A 16249-nucleotide genomic window follows, 5' to 3' on the forward strand; every position below is an offset into this window, starting at 1 on the left:
GAGCATGCAGATCAATGCCACAGTAATGGTTATGCTGGTTGTTATAGAATCTCATAGAGTCTTCTCCATTTTGGGTTTCGTTGCCTTCCAGCTTAGTCGAGAGGCTAAGTTGGAGGAGAAGGCTCAATGAGTATCAAGGCGTACGGAATTGACCACGCTTGACGATATGGATGATGAGTGGTCATGACATCAAACACATTGGTGACGGCTGCTATTTGCGCAGCGATTGGAATACCTGAATGCTCAAGCCCGTGCGGATAACCAGAGCCATCTAGGTTTTCATGTTGGTAAGAAATGATTTGTTGGAACAAAGTGACACTCGGATGAACCGGATTGCCGATTCTTGCCACAATGTTATCTGCTGATTCCACACATTGCTCAATGTGCTCCGTTAACAACGCTTCTTGTTCTGCATTCACACAACGACGATTGCACACGATATCTGCCGGAAGCTCAATGTCGCTTAGAGCATGATAACGAGTGAACATGCCAATTTGCTCCACAACCTCATCACTGAATTGGTATGTATCAGCAAGTTGGGTGGCAATCAATTGAGCGTACATGCCCATTCGTTTGCTGTGCGAGTAAACCTCTGGTGAATAACCTGGCATCAAGCACTGCATTCTTTCCGCTAACAGCTCGATAGCGTTAACGACATGGTCTTCAGACTCCACTGCGAACTGAACCATTTCAAAGTAAGGCTTTAACCCATTCAACGCTTCTACACTGAACGCATTAGGCTGAATAGAATTGAGAAAGACGAAGCCAGTGAAGCTTTGACGGTCGTAACAAGGGATCGCAACAGACGAGTGATACCCCTCTTTCAATAAGGTTTGAATGCGCGAAAAGTGTTTGATGTCGTAGAGATCGTTAACAAGACGAGGAATGGCATTGTCAGCAGCAATGCTCAAGTTATGAAGTTTACGAAGTGGCGCTTCGTGATGAGCCAAACACCAAGTGTCGAATTCACTTTCGGCAAAAGATTTAAGCATGCCTTTTTTAGGGTGATACTTCGCAAAAGACACCCTATCAACACACGGTAAATGTGCCTGCATCCTGTTCTTTAAAGTCTGCATTTGCTCATTGAGCGGTTTTGCAAACGGGTAAAAACTTCGGTGCGCCATACTTCACCTCCACACCAATGTAGAGAAATCAGAAGAAAAGGCTCATTAAAGTCAGCGTATTTGATGTGATTAGAGCGGCTTTTCTCCACCTAAATTATCGACATACCACAACTTAAGTGTACGAAATAAAAACAGTTTTTCGCCAATCTTTTCACCGAATATTCTACGGTAATTTAACCCAGATCAAAAAAACCAGCGCACTTTCGTACACTGGCTTTTTAATACAAGATAAGTTTTTCAATATCAATTCGCTTGGTGATTAACCCAACGCAGGAAGTACACCCAAAGTAATAAGTAGCTGCGCCATCACGATGCCCGTGCCGGCAATGCCCGTTACTAATAGAGCTCCCTGTCCACCCGCCACGCGGTATTCGCCAGTAAACTCATCAGAGCGACGCACCTTCACGACCATCACTAGCGGTAGGAAGATTGCAAGAATAGCCAACGCAATCGCTGCGTAACCTAGTGCCATGATGAATCCTTGTGGGTAGAACAATGCAAAACCTAGTGGCGGTGTAAAAGTCACCACTGCAGCGATTAGACGATTTGGCTTTTCACTGTCACCTTTGATTGTGTCACCCAAGAACTCAAACAGACCCAAACTCACACCTAGGAAAGACGTCAGAAGCGCAAGGTCAGCAAATACGCCTACCACACTACCAAGATTTGACTGGTGAACAGTTTGAGACAATTGACCAATCAGCGCGCTCAAACCGCCGTTTTCAATCAAGGTATCTTGGCTTACAACACCCAGGGTTACGATTTGCCAAAAAATGTAGATCACAAGTGGAATCGTCGAACCAACGATAATCGCTTTACGTAGAGACGAAGTGTCGCCATCTAGGTAGTTAACAATCGCAGGGATGCTGCCGTGGAAACCAAAAGAGGTAAAGATGACTGGAATCGCTACAACGATAAGGCCTTGTTCAATTGGCATGCTCAGTAAGTAAGATTCGGTTACGTTTGGCGCTAGGAATGACAATACTGCAATCATGGTCACCATCTTTAGACCAAACAGCACTCGGTTTACCTTGTCTACCGTTCCGGTGCCAACCGTCACAACCATAGTGACAATAAGAGTAAAGATGATGGTAGAAGTGGAGCCTGAAATATCCAGACCAAACCATTCTGTTAGACGGTCACCGAACTGAGCGCCGCCACCAGCGATGTAAGCAGCACACAATGAGTAGAACAAGAACAGCATCGCAAAGCTCGCAACCCACTTGCCCTTCTGACCAAGAATTTGCTTCGCCAGAGTATGAAGGGTTGCGCTGCTGTCCGCATATTGGTGGAGCTCAAGCATCAATAGCGCCGTAAACGCCATTAATGCCCACAGCCCTAACATAATGATCAGAGACGTTGAGAAGCCAATGCCAGCAGAGGCAAGAGGAAGTGCCAGCATACCAGCACCTATTGTAGTCCCTGCGATAATCAGGGTGCTACCAAACACTTTAGATCGACTCATTGTATATTTATCTTTACAGCTTAATAAGATTTATCAGCATCAGATCGGGCAACGGCACACCAAACCTAACACCATATTTGGAATGATGACGATTCTGTAGGATCTTTCTAATAAGATCAAGCAAAGTGTAAGGATAAAAACCCACAGGTGTAAATTATTTTATACAGCCATATCTAAGCTCTGATTTCCGCAAGTAATTGGGCGCACTCTTCTTCATTCATAAACTTAGGCACTGGGTAGCTCCAATGCGCTTCTTTGAGAATCAAAGTCACTAATTCGTTGGTGTCAGACGCTTGCAACAGTGACGAGGTTTGCTCGATGCCAATCTCGGTATACAACCCCTCCAGTCTATCTAAGAAGTCTTGGGCGTTAGGCACATACCCACTTTGCGTTCCTATCAGGGCTTCGCTTAGCTCGGTCAGTTGTGACTCAATCTCAGAGAAAGAAAATCGAAGGACAGGCAATAAAGCAAGACCATTTGCCATGCCATGAGGCAAGCCATACTTAGCCCCCAAGTTGTGCGCGAATGCGTGTACGTAACCAAGACTCGCTTTGGTAAAGGCTAAACCCGCATAGTAAGACGCCATTGCCATTTTGTGTCGAGCTTGAGTGTCACTGCCCTGTTCGACAGCACGAGGTAAGAATTTGAATATCAGTTTGATAGCAGCAACAGAATACGCTTTGGTTTCCATCGTCGCGTTGCGAGAAATGTAAGCTTCTACCGCATGTGTTAACGCATCAATACCTGTATCAGCCGTTATCTTCGCAGGCAAACCAACCAGCAAATTCGAATCCAATGCCGCCATCAAAGGCACTAACTTCGGATCCATTAATGGCGTTTTGTGGTGGGTATCTGGTTCAGAGACCACCGCAGCAATCGTCACTTCCGACCCAGTACCCGATGTCGTCGGAATCACGAATAAAGGAGCAGGCGTTCTCCACACTCGAAAGAGACCAGCGAGTTTCTTAATGGATTTCTTGTTGGTGACTCTGGCTGCAATGACTTTGGCACAATCCATGGCCGATCCTCCGCCAAGCGCTAAAATGGCGTCACACCCCGAATCGAGATACATCGCTAAACCATTCTCAACTTGATCGTGTGTGGGGTCTGGTTTTACCTCAGAAAACAATGCAACGTCTAAACCTCTGGCTTTTGCGCTTTCAATAACTTGTCCTGCTATTCCTATTTTTACTAACCCTTCATCGGTGACGAGGAGTAGCTTTTTGAATCCAAGATCAGCAATCGCTTCTGTCAATTCATGAAGGCAATCAGGACCCGAGAACAAGGTCGGTTTAGGAAAAGGGAGAACGTAGGCGGCTACCTTCAATCCATTGGTGTAACCGCGATAAAGCAGATGTTTCAACATACACAGTCCTTTTGTTTTTGAGCATTCATTCTAGATGCTTTTTTAACCAACTCGAACTGGTAAGGTCACAGAATCACCTTTCAATCAAAGTACTTGATCGTAGAAACACGAAAAACCTAAACACAAACAGGGACAATGCCGAAACACTGTCCCTGTTTTAGGAATGATTCAATTACGGACTTAGTACGTCAATTCAGGGTCGACACAATGGAAGATCTCCCCACTTCCCTCGCCTTTTTCAAGCATCTCAAAAATCAACCGAGCCACTTCTTGACGGTATACCAAACCATGCACTTCTTTAGGTTCAACCAACACACCATTGCCTGTTACTTCGCCATCTTTCAAGCCACCGGGACGAATAATGGTGTAATTCAAGTCGCTGGTTTGTAGCCATGCTTCCGCCAAGGATTTCTCCCGCACTACACCGCCAAACCCCGCTTTAGAACGGTCAGAAAGGTATTTCCAGCTATCACCGCAACCAAGTGACGTCACTAGTACAAAACGCTTGAGCGATGCTTTACAGGCAGCATCAATAAGGTGACGATGGCCAAGGTAATCTACCGGAATGTCTGCACGGTAGCTGCCCATCGTACTAATGATGATATCTTCTTGATCGAGCTGCTCAACGACGCGGTCAACCTCTTCAGAAACCGTGGCATCACATGCAAACGTTGACTGACAAATCACCTTCAGTTCTGGGCTTTTGTCTGGATTTCTCGCGACACCGACAACTTCTGCACCTTTTTCTGCAAAATACTTAGCAACTGCCAAACCAAGGCCGCTACTTGCACCCCACACTACGACTCTTTTCATAACTTACCTTTACGACACAACATGATAATGAGAATACTTTACATCACTATTTATGTGGTTTTCAAAGGAAGTCAATCAAACCAAAAGAAATCTTTCGAAATCAATAAGTAGTTCAAAGAAATGACTAAGAGTGGCGAGCTTGAGATGAATTTTACGTGCGACAAGCGGTATGATTCCCAACATAACTATAACGAAGCCATGTGCACCCTTTTTAGGTATTAATTCGCTGTCGCATTCCGCTAAAAACATCAAAATAAAATCAGCACAGGCGAGTAAAAACGTCGGTAATTACAATGAAGCAACCTTCCTACTCCGATTCTTCTTCGGGATTTGAAGTCGACCTAAAACAAGCCCTTATCTGGGTGGCGCGTGCGTTAGATTACGTAGGCGTTGACGATACACATCATAGCCATCTCGTCGCTTATATTGCCTACCAATGCGCGCTGGAACTGGGTTGGGCCGAGAATAAAGCAGAGTTCTGTTACTTTGCCGGTATGGTTCACGACTGCGGAGTTTCCGAAACACGTGAACATACCATGCTACTTGAACAGCTCGTCCCCCAAGATGCAAAAGCCCACTGCATTCGCGGCTACCATACCCTCAAGCAATGTCGACTACTCTCTCAATTCGCCACCCCAATTCTTTATCATCATACTCACTGGAAAGAGCTCGAACACATCGATATTCCGGCATTTGAAAAAGACGTCGCGGCTCTGCTTTATCTCTCTGATCGTCTCGATTTTATGCGCGCTCGCTACGTTTCCAACTGCCACAGTGATCTTGTCACTTTGCATGAAGAATTGATTGCCGAGTGCGTCATAGCTAACGCAGACACGTTGTTTAACCCGCATATGTGCGACGCCATGGTTAAGCTGGTCATGACGGATGCATTTTGGTTTGCAATGGAATCTGAGCACATCGAAACGATAGGGCTTCAATTTGAGAACATCGACTGGTTACAGAAACAGTTAACCATTGAGGACATGAACAGCTTGGGCTTGTTCTTAGCACGCATTGTGGATGCCAAAAGCCCATTCACTTACCAACACTCACAGAAAGTGGCGGAGCTATCACGCTACTTAGCAAAGAAAGTGGGACTGAATGAGCACGAACAGGAGATGATCTTTATTGCAGGGCTCGTTCACGATATTGGCAAACTCAAAACGCCTGATGAGATCCTTCACAAAGAAGGTCCATTAAACGAGCGAGAGTACACACGCATCAAACGTCATACGATTGATACTGAACTCGCCCTACACAAAGTCTTTCCTAACGCCAAAATTGCCGAGTGGGCTTCCAATCATCATGAGCGCTTAGACGGTACAGGTTACCCTTATCATAAAACCGGAGAAGACTTGGACGTCCCTTCACGTATCATTGCCGTTGCCGATGTCTTTCAAGCGCTTTCTCAAGACCGCCCCTACCGTGGACGCATGACGCAACAAGAAATTGCCATCATCATGGATGAACAAGTCGAATCAGGAAAGCTGTGCTCAGCTGTCTATCAAGTGTTATGTTCAGACATGCAAGCGTGCTATGAGCTTTCGACTGGACTTTACGGCTAAGATTGCGAGTCAGAAGATAAACGAAGAGACACCGCATTGGTGTCCCCTTGTTATTAAAACAGTCCTGATAAACGCGTGGGTTAGTGTGCAATATCAAGTTGGTTGTCTTTTACTCCGTTAATACGGAACCAACCTGCGATACTGAATCGCTCCGCGTTTGTCGGCAATACTTCGTGTGGGAATTGCTCAGACAAGAACACGAATAGACGACCTGAACGCGGTGGAATCTTCGCGATCTCATTGTCATTCAAGTCGTATACCACCAACTCACCAGCGTCCTCTTCGCTCCACGATTCGTTCATGTAAAACACCGTTGTTAGACGGCGGTTTTCATTGCCTTTGAAGCAATCGAGGTGTTTTTGGTAGAAATCACCTTTCTCGTATTTCGCGAAGTGCGCTTCGTACTCAAACAAACCAAGGAAAAAGTGGCGGTTTGCTTCTAAACGGATCTCTTCCATCTTGTCTAAGAAAGACGCCACTGGCGCGCCCATGTCGCGCTTCAACCATTGGATCTTGTCACTACGAATGGTTTCAATACGAGTCACGTCGTCGTTACGACCAATACGTGCTTTCTTCCAATCATCAGGAATACAGTCACGCAGCTCAGCCACTTCCTCTTGAGAAATAAGATCATCCCAGATGTAGTATCCGTGCGTCGATAACGCGTCGATCAGTTTGTTCATTCTATTTTGTTCACTCGAATAAGTTTGGGCGGTCTATATAAGAAATTCGTGCTACAACAACAAATTCCATTTTCTATCGACACGACAAATCCACATAAATCGCGGAATGCAGGCGTAAAAAAGCCGCTCTCGTGAGCGGCTCTAATAGGTTCAATTGCTGCGTTTCAATTATCGAGTTTGAAGCGCAATAGAACGAGGTCGAATAGGACGAATTCGTTGAATCACTGGGCGTTGTTTTTTCTTAAGCTGGATATGACACATTTCCAACACTAGACCAAACGCCATCGCGAAGTACACGTAACCTTTGTTGATGTGAATTGCAAAACCTTCTGCCATCAACAGACCACCTAGCAATACAAGGAACAGCAGTGCAAGTGTCTTAAAGCCCGGGTAACGCGTCACTAGGTTGTTGATTTTCTCCGCCGTCAACACCATCACAATCGCTGACGAAATGATCGCCGCTACCATGATTGGCACTTCGCTCGTTAGACCAACCGCAGTAATCACCGAGTCCATCGAGAACACAGCATCAACCGCAACGATCTGAAGCAGAACCACAGCCAAACCAGTACGAACATGAGTCGAGTGACCGTGTTCAGTGTGCGTTAACCAACTCCACAACTCTTTCAAGCTTTTAGCTAGTAGGAATGCACCACCCGTAATCATAATCAAATCACGACCAGTAAACGCGTAGTCGCTAAAGCTGATTAATGGCTGGGTAAGCTGCATGATCCAAGAGATCGAGAACACCAAAACAATACGCGCCATCACCGCTAGGCCAATACCTAGATTTCGGGCAAGTTTACGCTTGTGTTGCGGTAATCGTTCACACAGAACGGAGATGAATACGACGTTATCAACGCCTAAGACAACTTCAAGAGCAAACAAGGTAGCGAAGATAGCCCACGCTTCTGGTTGCATGAAAAGTTCTAACATGAGTACGCCTCCGGTGATTGGAAGCCATACGATGAATTGTTCAGTCGACTAAAGGGGTCGTCCATTAAGTTTATTTAAACCTCTGTTACTTAGGAAAGCTGAGTAAATCACCTCTCCTATTCCTTCGCAATCCCTTATTTTGTCAGGCTTATGTCAGCCACCTTTCGTACTCTAAAGGTTATTGCCTTCGTTCACCCCATCAGGTGCCGAGTTGAGCCAAATGTTTATATAGAACACGAAAAGAAACGCCTGATTTTCCGTGTTTCTACAATAGTAAAAAATTGTTTCATACTGATATACTGGACAAAATCACACGAATTAGTCTTGCGAATGGATTACATAACACTCTCACGCATTAGCCTTAAACACCTTACTGTATTGCACATGCTGCTCACGACACACAGCGTTACTCAGGCAGCGGAACAACTTTGCGTGACCCCTTCCAGCGTGAGTAAAACGCTCAGCCAATTGCGTGACATTCTAAAAGATGACCTTTTTTACCGCGATGGCACTCGTTTAGTCCCAACTCCGTTTGCATTGAACATCGGTCCTTCAGTGCACGGCATTCTTTCCAGCATGAATGGTTTGCTTTACCAAGGCTCATTTAATCCCGCGTATTACGAAGGCCGGTTCTCATTAGCAATGCGTGAAAGCACCTTTGAGATCTTCGCCCCTATGCTGCAAAACCTGTCTCAACAGATGGGCAGTAGAGCGCAATTGAACGTCTATGCGAAAGAACAAATGAGCTTCGATTCTCTGATCCGCGGGCAAGTCGACTTTTTGATTCTGCCGCACGACATCAGCCAGCCACCAACCCACAACAAAGACTTGGTATGGCAGACGATTCTAGAGGATGAAATGATCTGCCTGATGGGCGGTAACAACCCATTGGCAAAAGAAGAACTCTCGGTAGAAAACTATTTGTGCGCAAGACACATCGGCATTCACGATAAAGACTTATCTCAACCCTACTTTGAACAGAACTTAACTCAGCGCTACGCCAAGCGCAGTGTCGCGATGCATGTGGCGGACTTTGGTTCAGCCGCAGTAATGTGTCATCACTCCGATTATCTGTTCACTTGTTCAAAACTTTGGGCGCAAATGGCACTGCAGGCGAATGGCTTGGTAGAAAGACCTTTGCCATTCGAGTACGGGCAAGTGGCGTACAGTTTGGTGTGGAATAAAGCGAGTCTTAACGATCCCGCTTTAAGATGGCTACAACAGCAAGTGCTTAAGGCGTGTGAAACCTTGGGAGGATGCAGCAAACCAAGAGTAAACAAACTCTAAAGTTATCTCTGCGGCGCTACACGTAGACCGATGGCATGGTCATTGGTCTGCTGACAAACTGACTTAATCGAGCGTGAAAGCGTTCCATTTCATCCTTAGAGCATTTCTCCCATTCTTGCGCCTCACCAACCACGCCGTGATGTTGAAACGCGTTCAGGCGAATGTTGACTGATTCTGGCAGCGCTTGCAGATAATGCCCCAGCATCATGACCTCAGTATCTAAATCACTTTTTCCGGGAATATGCAGTAATCGTACTTCATAAAGCTTGTCTACTTGCGCTAGGTATTGAATGGTTTGAAACACACGATGATTGTCACGTCCGACTAACCAATGGTGCGTATCAGTTTGCCAAGATTTTAGGTCGATCATCGCCCCATCCATATACGGCAGCACTCTTTCCCAACCCGAGGTCGATAAAGACCCATTGCTATCGATGAAACAAGTGAGATGCTGTAATTCAGGGTCCTGCTTAATACCTTTAAACAGCGCAATAATGAAAGGAAGCTGTAAGGTAGATTCCCCACCGGATACAGTAACACCGCTAACAAAAAAGCGCTGTTTGCGTATCAAATCGAGCATTGCCTCCACAGAGTAGTCAGTAATTTTTGGATTAGATTGGTGCTGACATATCTCTGTACAACGATCGCAGTGGGTGCACTCCTCTTTAAGCCAAACAACGTTGTTGCTTTCGTCGAACTTCAGCGCGCCAACCGGACACTCGCTCACACAATCACCACAATGATTACAGTGATTGATGGTGTGCGGATTGTGACAGTTGATGCACTGATAGTTACAACCCTGTAGAAAGATGACTAGACGGCTTCCCGGTCCATCAACACAAGAGAACGGAAGGATTCGAGTGACCTTAGCCAAGAGGTTTACCGATCGTCTAGTCATCTTATTCTTGTTTGTCACTCGTTACTTAACGTAAGTTGGTGACATTTCGTGGCTCACCACGCGTGGTGAACGCCCTAAAATACCGGTGTTCTTCGCCGCTTCTGCGCCTAGGAATGTGGTATTGGTACGTGAGCCTTCCGCATCGTATTTCGCGATATCAGACAGCTTCACCATATAACCTGTTACGCGAACCAAGTCATTTGAAGCAACGTTTGCCGTGAACTCACGGTAGCCTGCGTTTAGCGCACCTTTACAAAGGTTGAACATCGCTTCAGGGTTTGATTTCACCGTTTCGTCGATGGTCAGAATGTCGCTGATGCCAGAACGATAGTACTGGTGATGCCCTGCCGTTGCCTGTACATAAGACACAGGATCAGGTTCGTTGCCATAAGGAATTCGAACGCCTGGTGTCACATCCAAGTCAAGGCTAATTCCACCTTGGGCATGCAGTAATGCTTTGCCTTCTAGGCCAAACTTCACTGGCGTGTTTTCTACCAATTCAGCCAATTTAGCGGAGATGTTATGACCTAACTCGTTTGCAACAGCATCTTGGCCGTAACGGCTCGCATTGCCCTCTTTTTCTAGCAACACGTTTACCGCTTCTGCCATACCGTAGATGCCATACATTGGCGCAAAACGAGATTCTTCAATCAAACCTTCTTGAGTCAGGAAGCCTTTAAAGAACTCAGATTTCTCATGCAAGTGTGAAGCTCGGGCATCCATCAGCTCAACCATCAAACCGTGGTATTCCGGCAGCACGTTGATGAAGAAGTCATCACAGTTGTCTGCACGATTCGCCGCTTCTTTAAGATTCATACGCACAAGTGTGTTTGAACCACCAGCCAACGGCAGAGAGTTGTAGCAACTCACGATACCAAAGCGAGCACCTTCGTACGCGTTCGCGTGCATTGGGTAATTCGCAATGTGTGGCTTGCTGCACTCACAAATGTTTTGCGTTGCTTGTTTTAACAGATCGTCTGGTGTGACGGCTTCGTCGTAAATGAACGTTAGGTTTGGCGCGATCTGTTTTAGCTCAGCGTCTACTTTCAAAATCGTACGACAAATAATGTTGTCCGTCGGACCAATGTTCACGTGCATGAACGCGTCTGGTAATGTGCGCTCCAGCATAATCCAGAAGTGTTTCAGTTTTTTGTAAATCTGCTCGTCAGTAAGATCACCGACATAAGGCATGAGCACATCATCCAACTGACCAAGGTAAACCGGAATGTTGGTTACCGAAGGCACATGATGGTAAATGATGGTCAACATGTTGATCGCATCATCAAAATCTTCTGCTGGATCTAACTCCAAGTATTCAGAACCTTGAGAAAGAAATTTTGCGTAATCTGGCAAAACATAGCGCGGCTTAAACGGCGCGTGACCTTCAAACATGTCACATATGACGCCTTGCTGCATTGCTTGGTTTACCTCATCAGAGATAGTCATATATGGAATAGTGGCTTCCGCTTCCAAAGCAAGAAAGTTCGATTTCTGCTTTGGTGACAAATTGCTATCTGTCGCGATAGCAAGGAAGCGCTGCTGAAGATCAGAAAGGCTTTGAGTCATCTAAGATGTTCCTGAAGAAAATACAACGGATACACCCTTTCGAGCTTATACCTCTAAAGGGTAGGTTGAATTCTACGCCTCAGGACTCTTTGCCACTAATGAAAAAAACAAAAACGTCAATTTCCATTTTGGAAATAAGGTTTTTCTAATTTAGCTTACTATTTAATAGTTTCGGTTGATCCACGTTTTTAACTTCTGTGCTCGGTCGATAAAGCTAAACCCGCACTGATGAAAACACCACCAGTCAGACGATTAAACAACTTGGCTCTTCCCTTGGCAAATAGCCAATTCGATGTCTTCACTCCCAGTAAGCCGTAAAAAGTTAACCAACTCAGTTCAAACACGACAAAGGTGCTAGCAAAGATCATGTATTGAGTGAATAGCGATGCAGAAGGGTCAATAAACTGGGGAAACAGCGCGGTGAAGAACACAATCGCTTTAGGGTTACTTGCTCCAACTATAAACCCACTGCTAAACGCACTAAAATAATCAGAAGACGCTTGTTCCGGTTTGGCTTGCGAAAAGTCGGTTTGTTTTGAGCGTAACGCCTGAATACCAAGCCAAATAAGATACGCCGCACCACACCATTTGATGATGTTAAATACGAACTCTGAAGAAGCAATCACAACACCAAGGCCGGTGAAAGACAGAGTAAGAATGATAGTAATCGCGGTTAAACTGCCAAGCGCAGTCACAAACGCTTGGCGAAAGCCGCTGCTGACGCCTTTGCTCAAGCAAAGTAACGAGCTAGGGCCTGGAGAGGCGGTCAGAACAAGTATCGCGAGGGTATAGTAGATCCAAGTATCGAGTTGCATTGGCGCTCCTTTCCAATGTACGGATGAATGGGTGAATTACGTGGAATAACGACTTCAATCTGCATTTCAATCCATGAAACGTTTTATAGAAAAGTACCACATCATTCGGTTCATAACTGAACAGATTAACAGCCAAACAAGCCCTTCAACAAAGCAATCAGAGTAAAGAGTCTCGGCAAAAAGCCAAAGTAGAAAACACGCCTTCGTTTATCTCTCAACTAGGTCACTTTGAACTGTCTAGTTATGCAATCAACATACTGGGAATATGCAATCGTGTAAAGTGATTACTTATTCAACAAAATTGCTCACAAACACGACTAAGTGTGAGGTTATCCTGTGTTAGTCGTAGAAAGGTTTTGGATCCACTTCTAACGATGACGGCGCTATCGCCTTCTCAACCGAATACGAACTGCTTTTTAAATCCACCATCGCGACATCGATGTAACGCTTGTATTTACGTGAGTAGAAACACTTCACGATTGGCTTCAGCGGCTGAGAATCGTTGGAAGTCCACACAATGCCGACTCGTCCATCGCTCAATTGGACAATCGAACCGACAGGGTATACGCCAATGCAGTTTATGAACTTGTACACCAAATCAGGATCAAGGTGGAACGGGGTCAAACTCAATAGGATTTTAAACGCTTCCGCTGAACTCATACCCTTTTTATAAACACGATCTGCGGTCAATGCATCGTAAATATCGACAATACAACTCATGCGACCGTGCATGGGGATTTGTTCACCAGATAAGCCACGTGGATAACCCGTACCATCCAGTTTTTCGTGATGCATCAAACATACGTCTCGACTGACATCACTTAAGCCCTTTACGCCCAAGATGATTTCACCAGCAAATACTTGGTGAAGTTTCATGTGTTCAAACTCTTCAGGCGTTAAACGCGCAGGCTTATGTAAGATCTCGTCATCGACTTTGATTTTACCTACATCATGAATGATGCCGCCGATCGCCAACTGCTTGAGCGTGTCTTTATCTAAGCCTAAATGCTTACCGAAAGAAACCAACAAGCATGCCACGTTTACCGAATGCTCAAGCAAGTAGCTGTCTTTCTGGCGTAATGCAGAGACACATTGAAGCGCATCAGAGTCGATGAAAACACTCTCGATCATGTCATCGGCCCACGATTCAATCTCGTTGACCTCGATGAGTTTACCTTCAAACGTTTGGTTTAGGAGCTTCTGAGCTAACCCTTTCGCTTCTGCGATCAACTTTTTCGCACGCTTATGCTGTGCTTCACGAGATCGAAAAGCGCGTTGGATTTTGGGTGACGTCGTGATTTCTGAGGCAGACAAGGTAACATCGTGTTCTTCTTCGACTGGCTTGAAGACGCACTGTTGTGCTGAAAGTTTCTGATCGACCCAAACGTACTTCACACCGCTCGCCTGTAACTTTTTGATGCCCTGCTCGCTTGAAACCCGGCCAGCATTCGCAAGATTGACGCGTTTGTTCTGCTCAATGGCAGTGACGAACATTCCGACACCGACATCCGCGATTGCTATCTTAATTGAGTCTTCTGGTTTGTACTGCATATCATGAAACTTTGTTAACATTTATTATTTAGCAAACGCATTATAAGAGATCTGACCATTCACTGTTATAAGAATTCACTATCATTTAAAATTAATGAGTCTTAGGTCAATAAAAGAGACATCAAAAGTGCAATAGACCATATTTAATTTATGGAGATAGTTCAAACAATCAACACAGATGAAGACTATTTAGGCATTTTGGGTGATGAATCAATAACTTCTTAATACAAATAGTATTTACTGTTGACTAAGTTTTATAAATGCCGATTATTAGTCGCAATACTCTAATAATTATTCTTTTGCACAGAAACTTTTAGACTCGTTTACAAAACAGACTTTCCATCTGGTTCAACTTGTTTCATTTGCAGTGTAGAAGGACAAACTTCAAAAATATGTCATTTGCGTGTAGCCCGATTTATTTACTCATCTCCACAGCAAATTGGATTGCGGAGGCAGTATCTTGACCAACAAGGTTGATCAAATCATTTCAGAGCACGATCGTGAGTTTCTGCAGATCGTTGAGCAACGCTTCATTCATATCTTCGATGTGTTTAATGAAGGGCTCTTCTACATGGACGAGTTCGGTAGTATGGTTTTTTACAACCAATGCTTTTATGAGCAGTTCGGTATCAACGCAGGACGCGTCAACCTCGACCAATGGCTAGAGTTGGTGCATCCGTTAGACAGAGAGCGCTTATCGAAACGTGTTGACGCCCACATCAATACCAACAACGAACGTGTGACAACCACCTATCGCCTTCGCAAACCAAACGGTCAATATGTTTGGATTGAAGGTGTGGCAATGACCAAAGAAACCGAGCACGGTCACTACATGGTCGGCAGCCATCGAGATATTTCTGAACGAAAGTTAATGGAAAGCTATATTCACCAAGTGGCATTTCATGATAATGCATCAGGCATGGCAAACCGTGCGCACTTGCTTTTGAATATTAATGAGTTAATCGAATCCAAGAGCACTCATGCGTCGATTTTTTACATTCAGATTGAAGAAATCAAATCTTACCTTAACCAATACGGCAGTGAGCTTGTCGACGGCTTGGTCGAGAAGCTGCTGCAAACCTTAAGCCACCTACCTTCTCCAAACTGTACCGTCTATCGAGTCCACGACGATGACTTTGCGATTTTAGTGCTTGATGAAGTGCCGCTTGAAGAGCTGCAAATTTACGCAAAAACCATCAAGCGGAATTATCACGATGCGGTGGTTGAAAAAGGTCAATACTTAGGCAGCAATATCAGCATTGGCCTATACCCTTGTGTTGACCCTGAGCATTCCGCCGAAGAAATCGTTCGCAAAGCAGCGCGCACTTGCCAATACGCGAACGAGAAAAACAAAGACCGCATCGCGGTGTACAGTCAGAAAACTCAGTATGCTGTGGATCGTTATTTCTTTATCGAGCAAGGTTTGAAAAACGCACTCGAAGAGAGAACGCTAAGTGTCAAGTTCCAGCCAATCGTCAGTGCATCCGATCTGCAAGTCGTGAGTTTCGAATCTTTGGTACGTTGGCGCAGCAAAGAGTTTGGCGAAATCTACCCGGATGAGTTTATCCCTGTAGCAGAAAACAAAGGCTTGATTGTTGAGCTTGGCTACCAAGTGTTTGAGAAGGCATGTAAGTTCATTAAGAGCTATCGAGAACGCTATCAAAATCAAGTTCGCGTGAATGTGAACGTGTCTGTATTGCAGCTGTTAAACAGTGAGTTCCCAAGCAAAATAAAAGCAATGGCGGACCAAGTAGGCATCGAGCCTCAAGCCATTGTACTTGAGCTTACCGAGACCTTTATTCTGGATAACAACCAAGCTGCCATTGCACCTTTGAACACACTACGAGAGCTTGGTTTTTCACTGTCTATGGATGATTTTGGTGCAGGCTACAGCTCATTAAACTGCTTCTTCGATTTGCCGATGACACAAATTAAGATCGATAAATCGATGGCGTGGAAAACCCTGACCAACCGTTCTTCTCGTGAGTATTTGAAGTTCTTGATCACCATGTGTCGTGAACAAAATATCGAAGTGGTGATTGAAGGCATTGAAGACGCGAAGATGTGTGATTTCTTTGCTGAAATGGGCGTGGATTATCTGCAAGGTTATTGGTTCTCAAAGCCCCTGTCAGTGGCAAGCGCAAGCCGATACACGTTAAGCCAATAGTTTCTTTTTAAG

The 16249-nt window shown here is 45.1% G+C and carries 12 protein-coding genes and 1 pseudogene; 3 read left to right on the plus strand and 10 right to left on the minus strand.

The annotated features are described in order from the left end of the window. Window positions 1-122 precede the first annotated feature (122 nt). The 4 genes and pseudogenes from KIV40_RS21505 to KIV40_RS21520 all read right to left on the minus strand — a co-directional run. Window positions 123-1124, minus strand: a pseudogene (locus KIV40_RS21505) (HD-GYP domain-containing protein); the annotation flags it as partial. A 259-nt stretch (window positions 1125-1383) separates the two neighbouring features. Further along, window positions 1384-2589, minus strand: a complete 1206-nt coding sequence (locus KIV40_RS21510) for an aromatic amino acid transport family protein (protein WP_285351218.1) — start codon at window positions 2587-2589, stop codon at window positions 1384-1386. Window positions 2590-2762: 173 nt separating this feature from the next. Continuing rightward, the gene (locus KIV40_RS21515) at window positions 2763-3956 is read right to left on the minus strand and encodes an iron-containing alcohol dehydrogenase (protein WP_285351219.1); all 1194 of its coding nucleotides are present in this window, start codon (window positions 3954-3956) and stop codon (window positions 2763-2765) included. Between the two features lie 180 nt (window positions 3957-4136). Then, on the minus strand, window positions 4137-4769 hold the full coding sequence (locus tag KIV40_RS21520; RefSeq protein ID WP_105065382.1) for an SDR family NAD(P)-dependent oxidoreductase: 633 nt from the start codon (window positions 4767-4769) through the stop codon (window positions 4137-4139). A gap of 293 nt (window positions 4770-5062) precedes the next feature. Here KIV40_RS21520 and KIV40_RS21525 point away from each other — a divergent pair, with 293 nt between their 5' ends. After that, complete coding sequence (locus KIV40_RS21525) at window positions 5063-6334, plus strand: HD domain-containing phosphohydrolase (RefSeq protein ID WP_285351222.1); 1272 nt, start codon at window positions 5063-5065, stop codon at window positions 6332-6334. 80 nt (window positions 6335-6414) lie between these two features. On the opposite strand, the gene KIV40_RS21530 is transcribed toward KIV40_RS21525, so the two are convergent. After that, window positions 6415-7017, minus strand: a complete 603-nt coding sequence (locus tag KIV40_RS21530) for a 2OG-Fe(II) oxygenase (protein ID WP_285351224.1) — start codon at window positions 7015-7017, stop codon at window positions 6415-6417. 168 nt (window positions 7018-7185) lie between these two features. Continuing rightward, window positions 7186-7953: a TerC family protein gene (locus KIV40_RS21535; protein ID WP_162091959.1), complete on the minus strand. Its 768-nt coding sequence runs from the start codon at window positions 7951-7953 to the stop codon at window positions 7186-7188. 330 nt (window positions 7954-8283) lie between these two features. Between KIV40_RS21535 and KIV40_RS21540 the strand changes: the two genes are divergently transcribed. Further along, complete coding sequence (locus tag KIV40_RS21540) at window positions 8284-9240, plus strand: LysR family transcriptional regulator (protein ID WP_005434030.1); 957 nt, start codon at window positions 8284-8286, stop codon at window positions 9238-9240. Window positions 9241-9256: 16 nt separating this feature from the next. Here KIV40_RS21540 and KIV40_RS21545 read toward each other — a convergent pair whose 3' ends face one another. The 4 genes from KIV40_RS21545 to KIV40_RS21560 all read right to left on the minus strand — a co-directional run bounded on the left by KIV40_RS21545 (window position 9257) and on the right by KIV40_RS21560 (window position 14070). Beyond that, window positions 9257-10138: a YjjW family glycine radical enzyme activase gene (locus tag KIV40_RS21545; protein WP_285351227.1), complete on the minus strand. Its 882-nt coding sequence runs from the start codon at window positions 10136-10138 to the stop codon at window positions 9257-9259. Window positions 10139-10159: 21 nt separating this feature from the next. After that, complete coding sequence (locus KIV40_RS21550) at window positions 10160-11704, minus strand: YjjI family glycine radical enzyme (RefSeq protein ID WP_285351228.1); 1545 nt, start codon at window positions 11702-11704, stop codon at window positions 10160-10162. 188 nt (window positions 11705-11892) lie between these two features. After that, window positions 11893-12519 carry a LysE family translocator gene (locus KIV40_RS21555; protein ID WP_285351230.1) on the minus strand — a complete coding sequence of 209 codons (627 nt, stop codon included), beginning with the start codon at window positions 12517-12519 and terminating at the stop codon, window positions 11893-11895. A gap of 339 nt (window positions 12520-12858) precedes the next feature. Continuing rightward, entirely contained in the window at window positions 12859-14070 is a 1212-nt protein-coding gene (locus KIV40_RS21560) for an HD-GYP domain-containing protein (RefSeq protein WP_285351232.1), read from the minus strand. 460 nt (window positions 14071-14530) lie between these two features. On the opposite strand from KIV40_RS21560, the gene KIV40_RS21565 reads away from it, so the two are divergent. Then, on the plus strand, window positions 14531-16237 hold the full coding sequence (locus KIV40_RS21565) for a bifunctional diguanylate cyclase/phosphodiesterase (protein WP_285351234.1): 1707 nt from the start codon (window positions 14531-14533) through the stop codon (window positions 16235-16237). Window positions 16238-16249: the final 12 nt, after the last annotated feature.

It is taken from the genome of Vibrio sp. D173a, assembly GCF_030248475.1.

Excerpts from the sequence above, each read along its gene's own strand:
- KIV40_RS21550 (WP_285351228.1), bottom strand. The coding sequence starts at position 11,704 with ATGACTCAAAGCCTTTCTGATCTTCAGCAGCGCTTCCTTGCTATCGCG.
- KIV40_RS21535 (WP_162091959.1), bottom strand. The coding sequence starts at position 7,953 with ATGTTAGAACTTTTCATGCAACCAGAAGCGTGGGCTATCTTCGCTACC.
- KIV40_RS21530 (WP_285351224.1), bottom strand. The coding sequence starts at position 7,017 with ATGAACAAACTGATCGACGCGTTATCGACGCACGGATACTACATCTGG.
- KIV40_RS21525 (WP_285351222.1), top strand. The coding sequence starts at position 5,063 with ATGAAGCAACCTTCCTACTCCGATTCTTCTTCGGGATTTGAAGTCGAC.
- KIV40_RS21540 (WP_005434030.1), top strand. The coding sequence starts at position 8,284 with ATGGATTACATAACACTCTCACGCATTAGCCTTAAACACCTTACTGTA.
- KIV40_RS21560 (WP_285351232.1), bottom strand. The coding sequence starts at position 14,070 with ATGCAGTACAAACCAGAAGACTCAATTAAGATAGCAATCGCGGATGTC.
- KIV40_RS21520 (WP_105065382.1), bottom strand. The coding sequence starts at position 4,769 with ATGAAAAGAGTCGTAGTGTGGGGTGCAAGTAGCGGCCTTGGTTTGGCA.
- KIV40_RS21545 (WP_285351227.1), bottom strand. The coding sequence starts at position 10,138 with ATGACTAGACGATCGGTAAACCTCTTGGCTAAGGTCACTCGAATCCTT.
- KIV40_RS21555 (WP_285351230.1), bottom strand. The coding sequence starts at position 12,519 with ATGCAACTCGATACTTGGATCTACTATACCCTCGCGATACTTGTTCTG.
- KIV40_RS21510 (WP_285351218.1), bottom strand. The coding sequence starts at position 2,589 with ATGAGTCGATCTAAAGTGTTTGGTAGCACCCTGATTATCGCAGGGACT.
- KIV40_RS21515 (WP_285351219.1), bottom strand. The coding sequence starts at position 3,956 with ATGTTGAAACATCTGCTTTATCGCGGTTACACCAATGGATTGAAGGTA.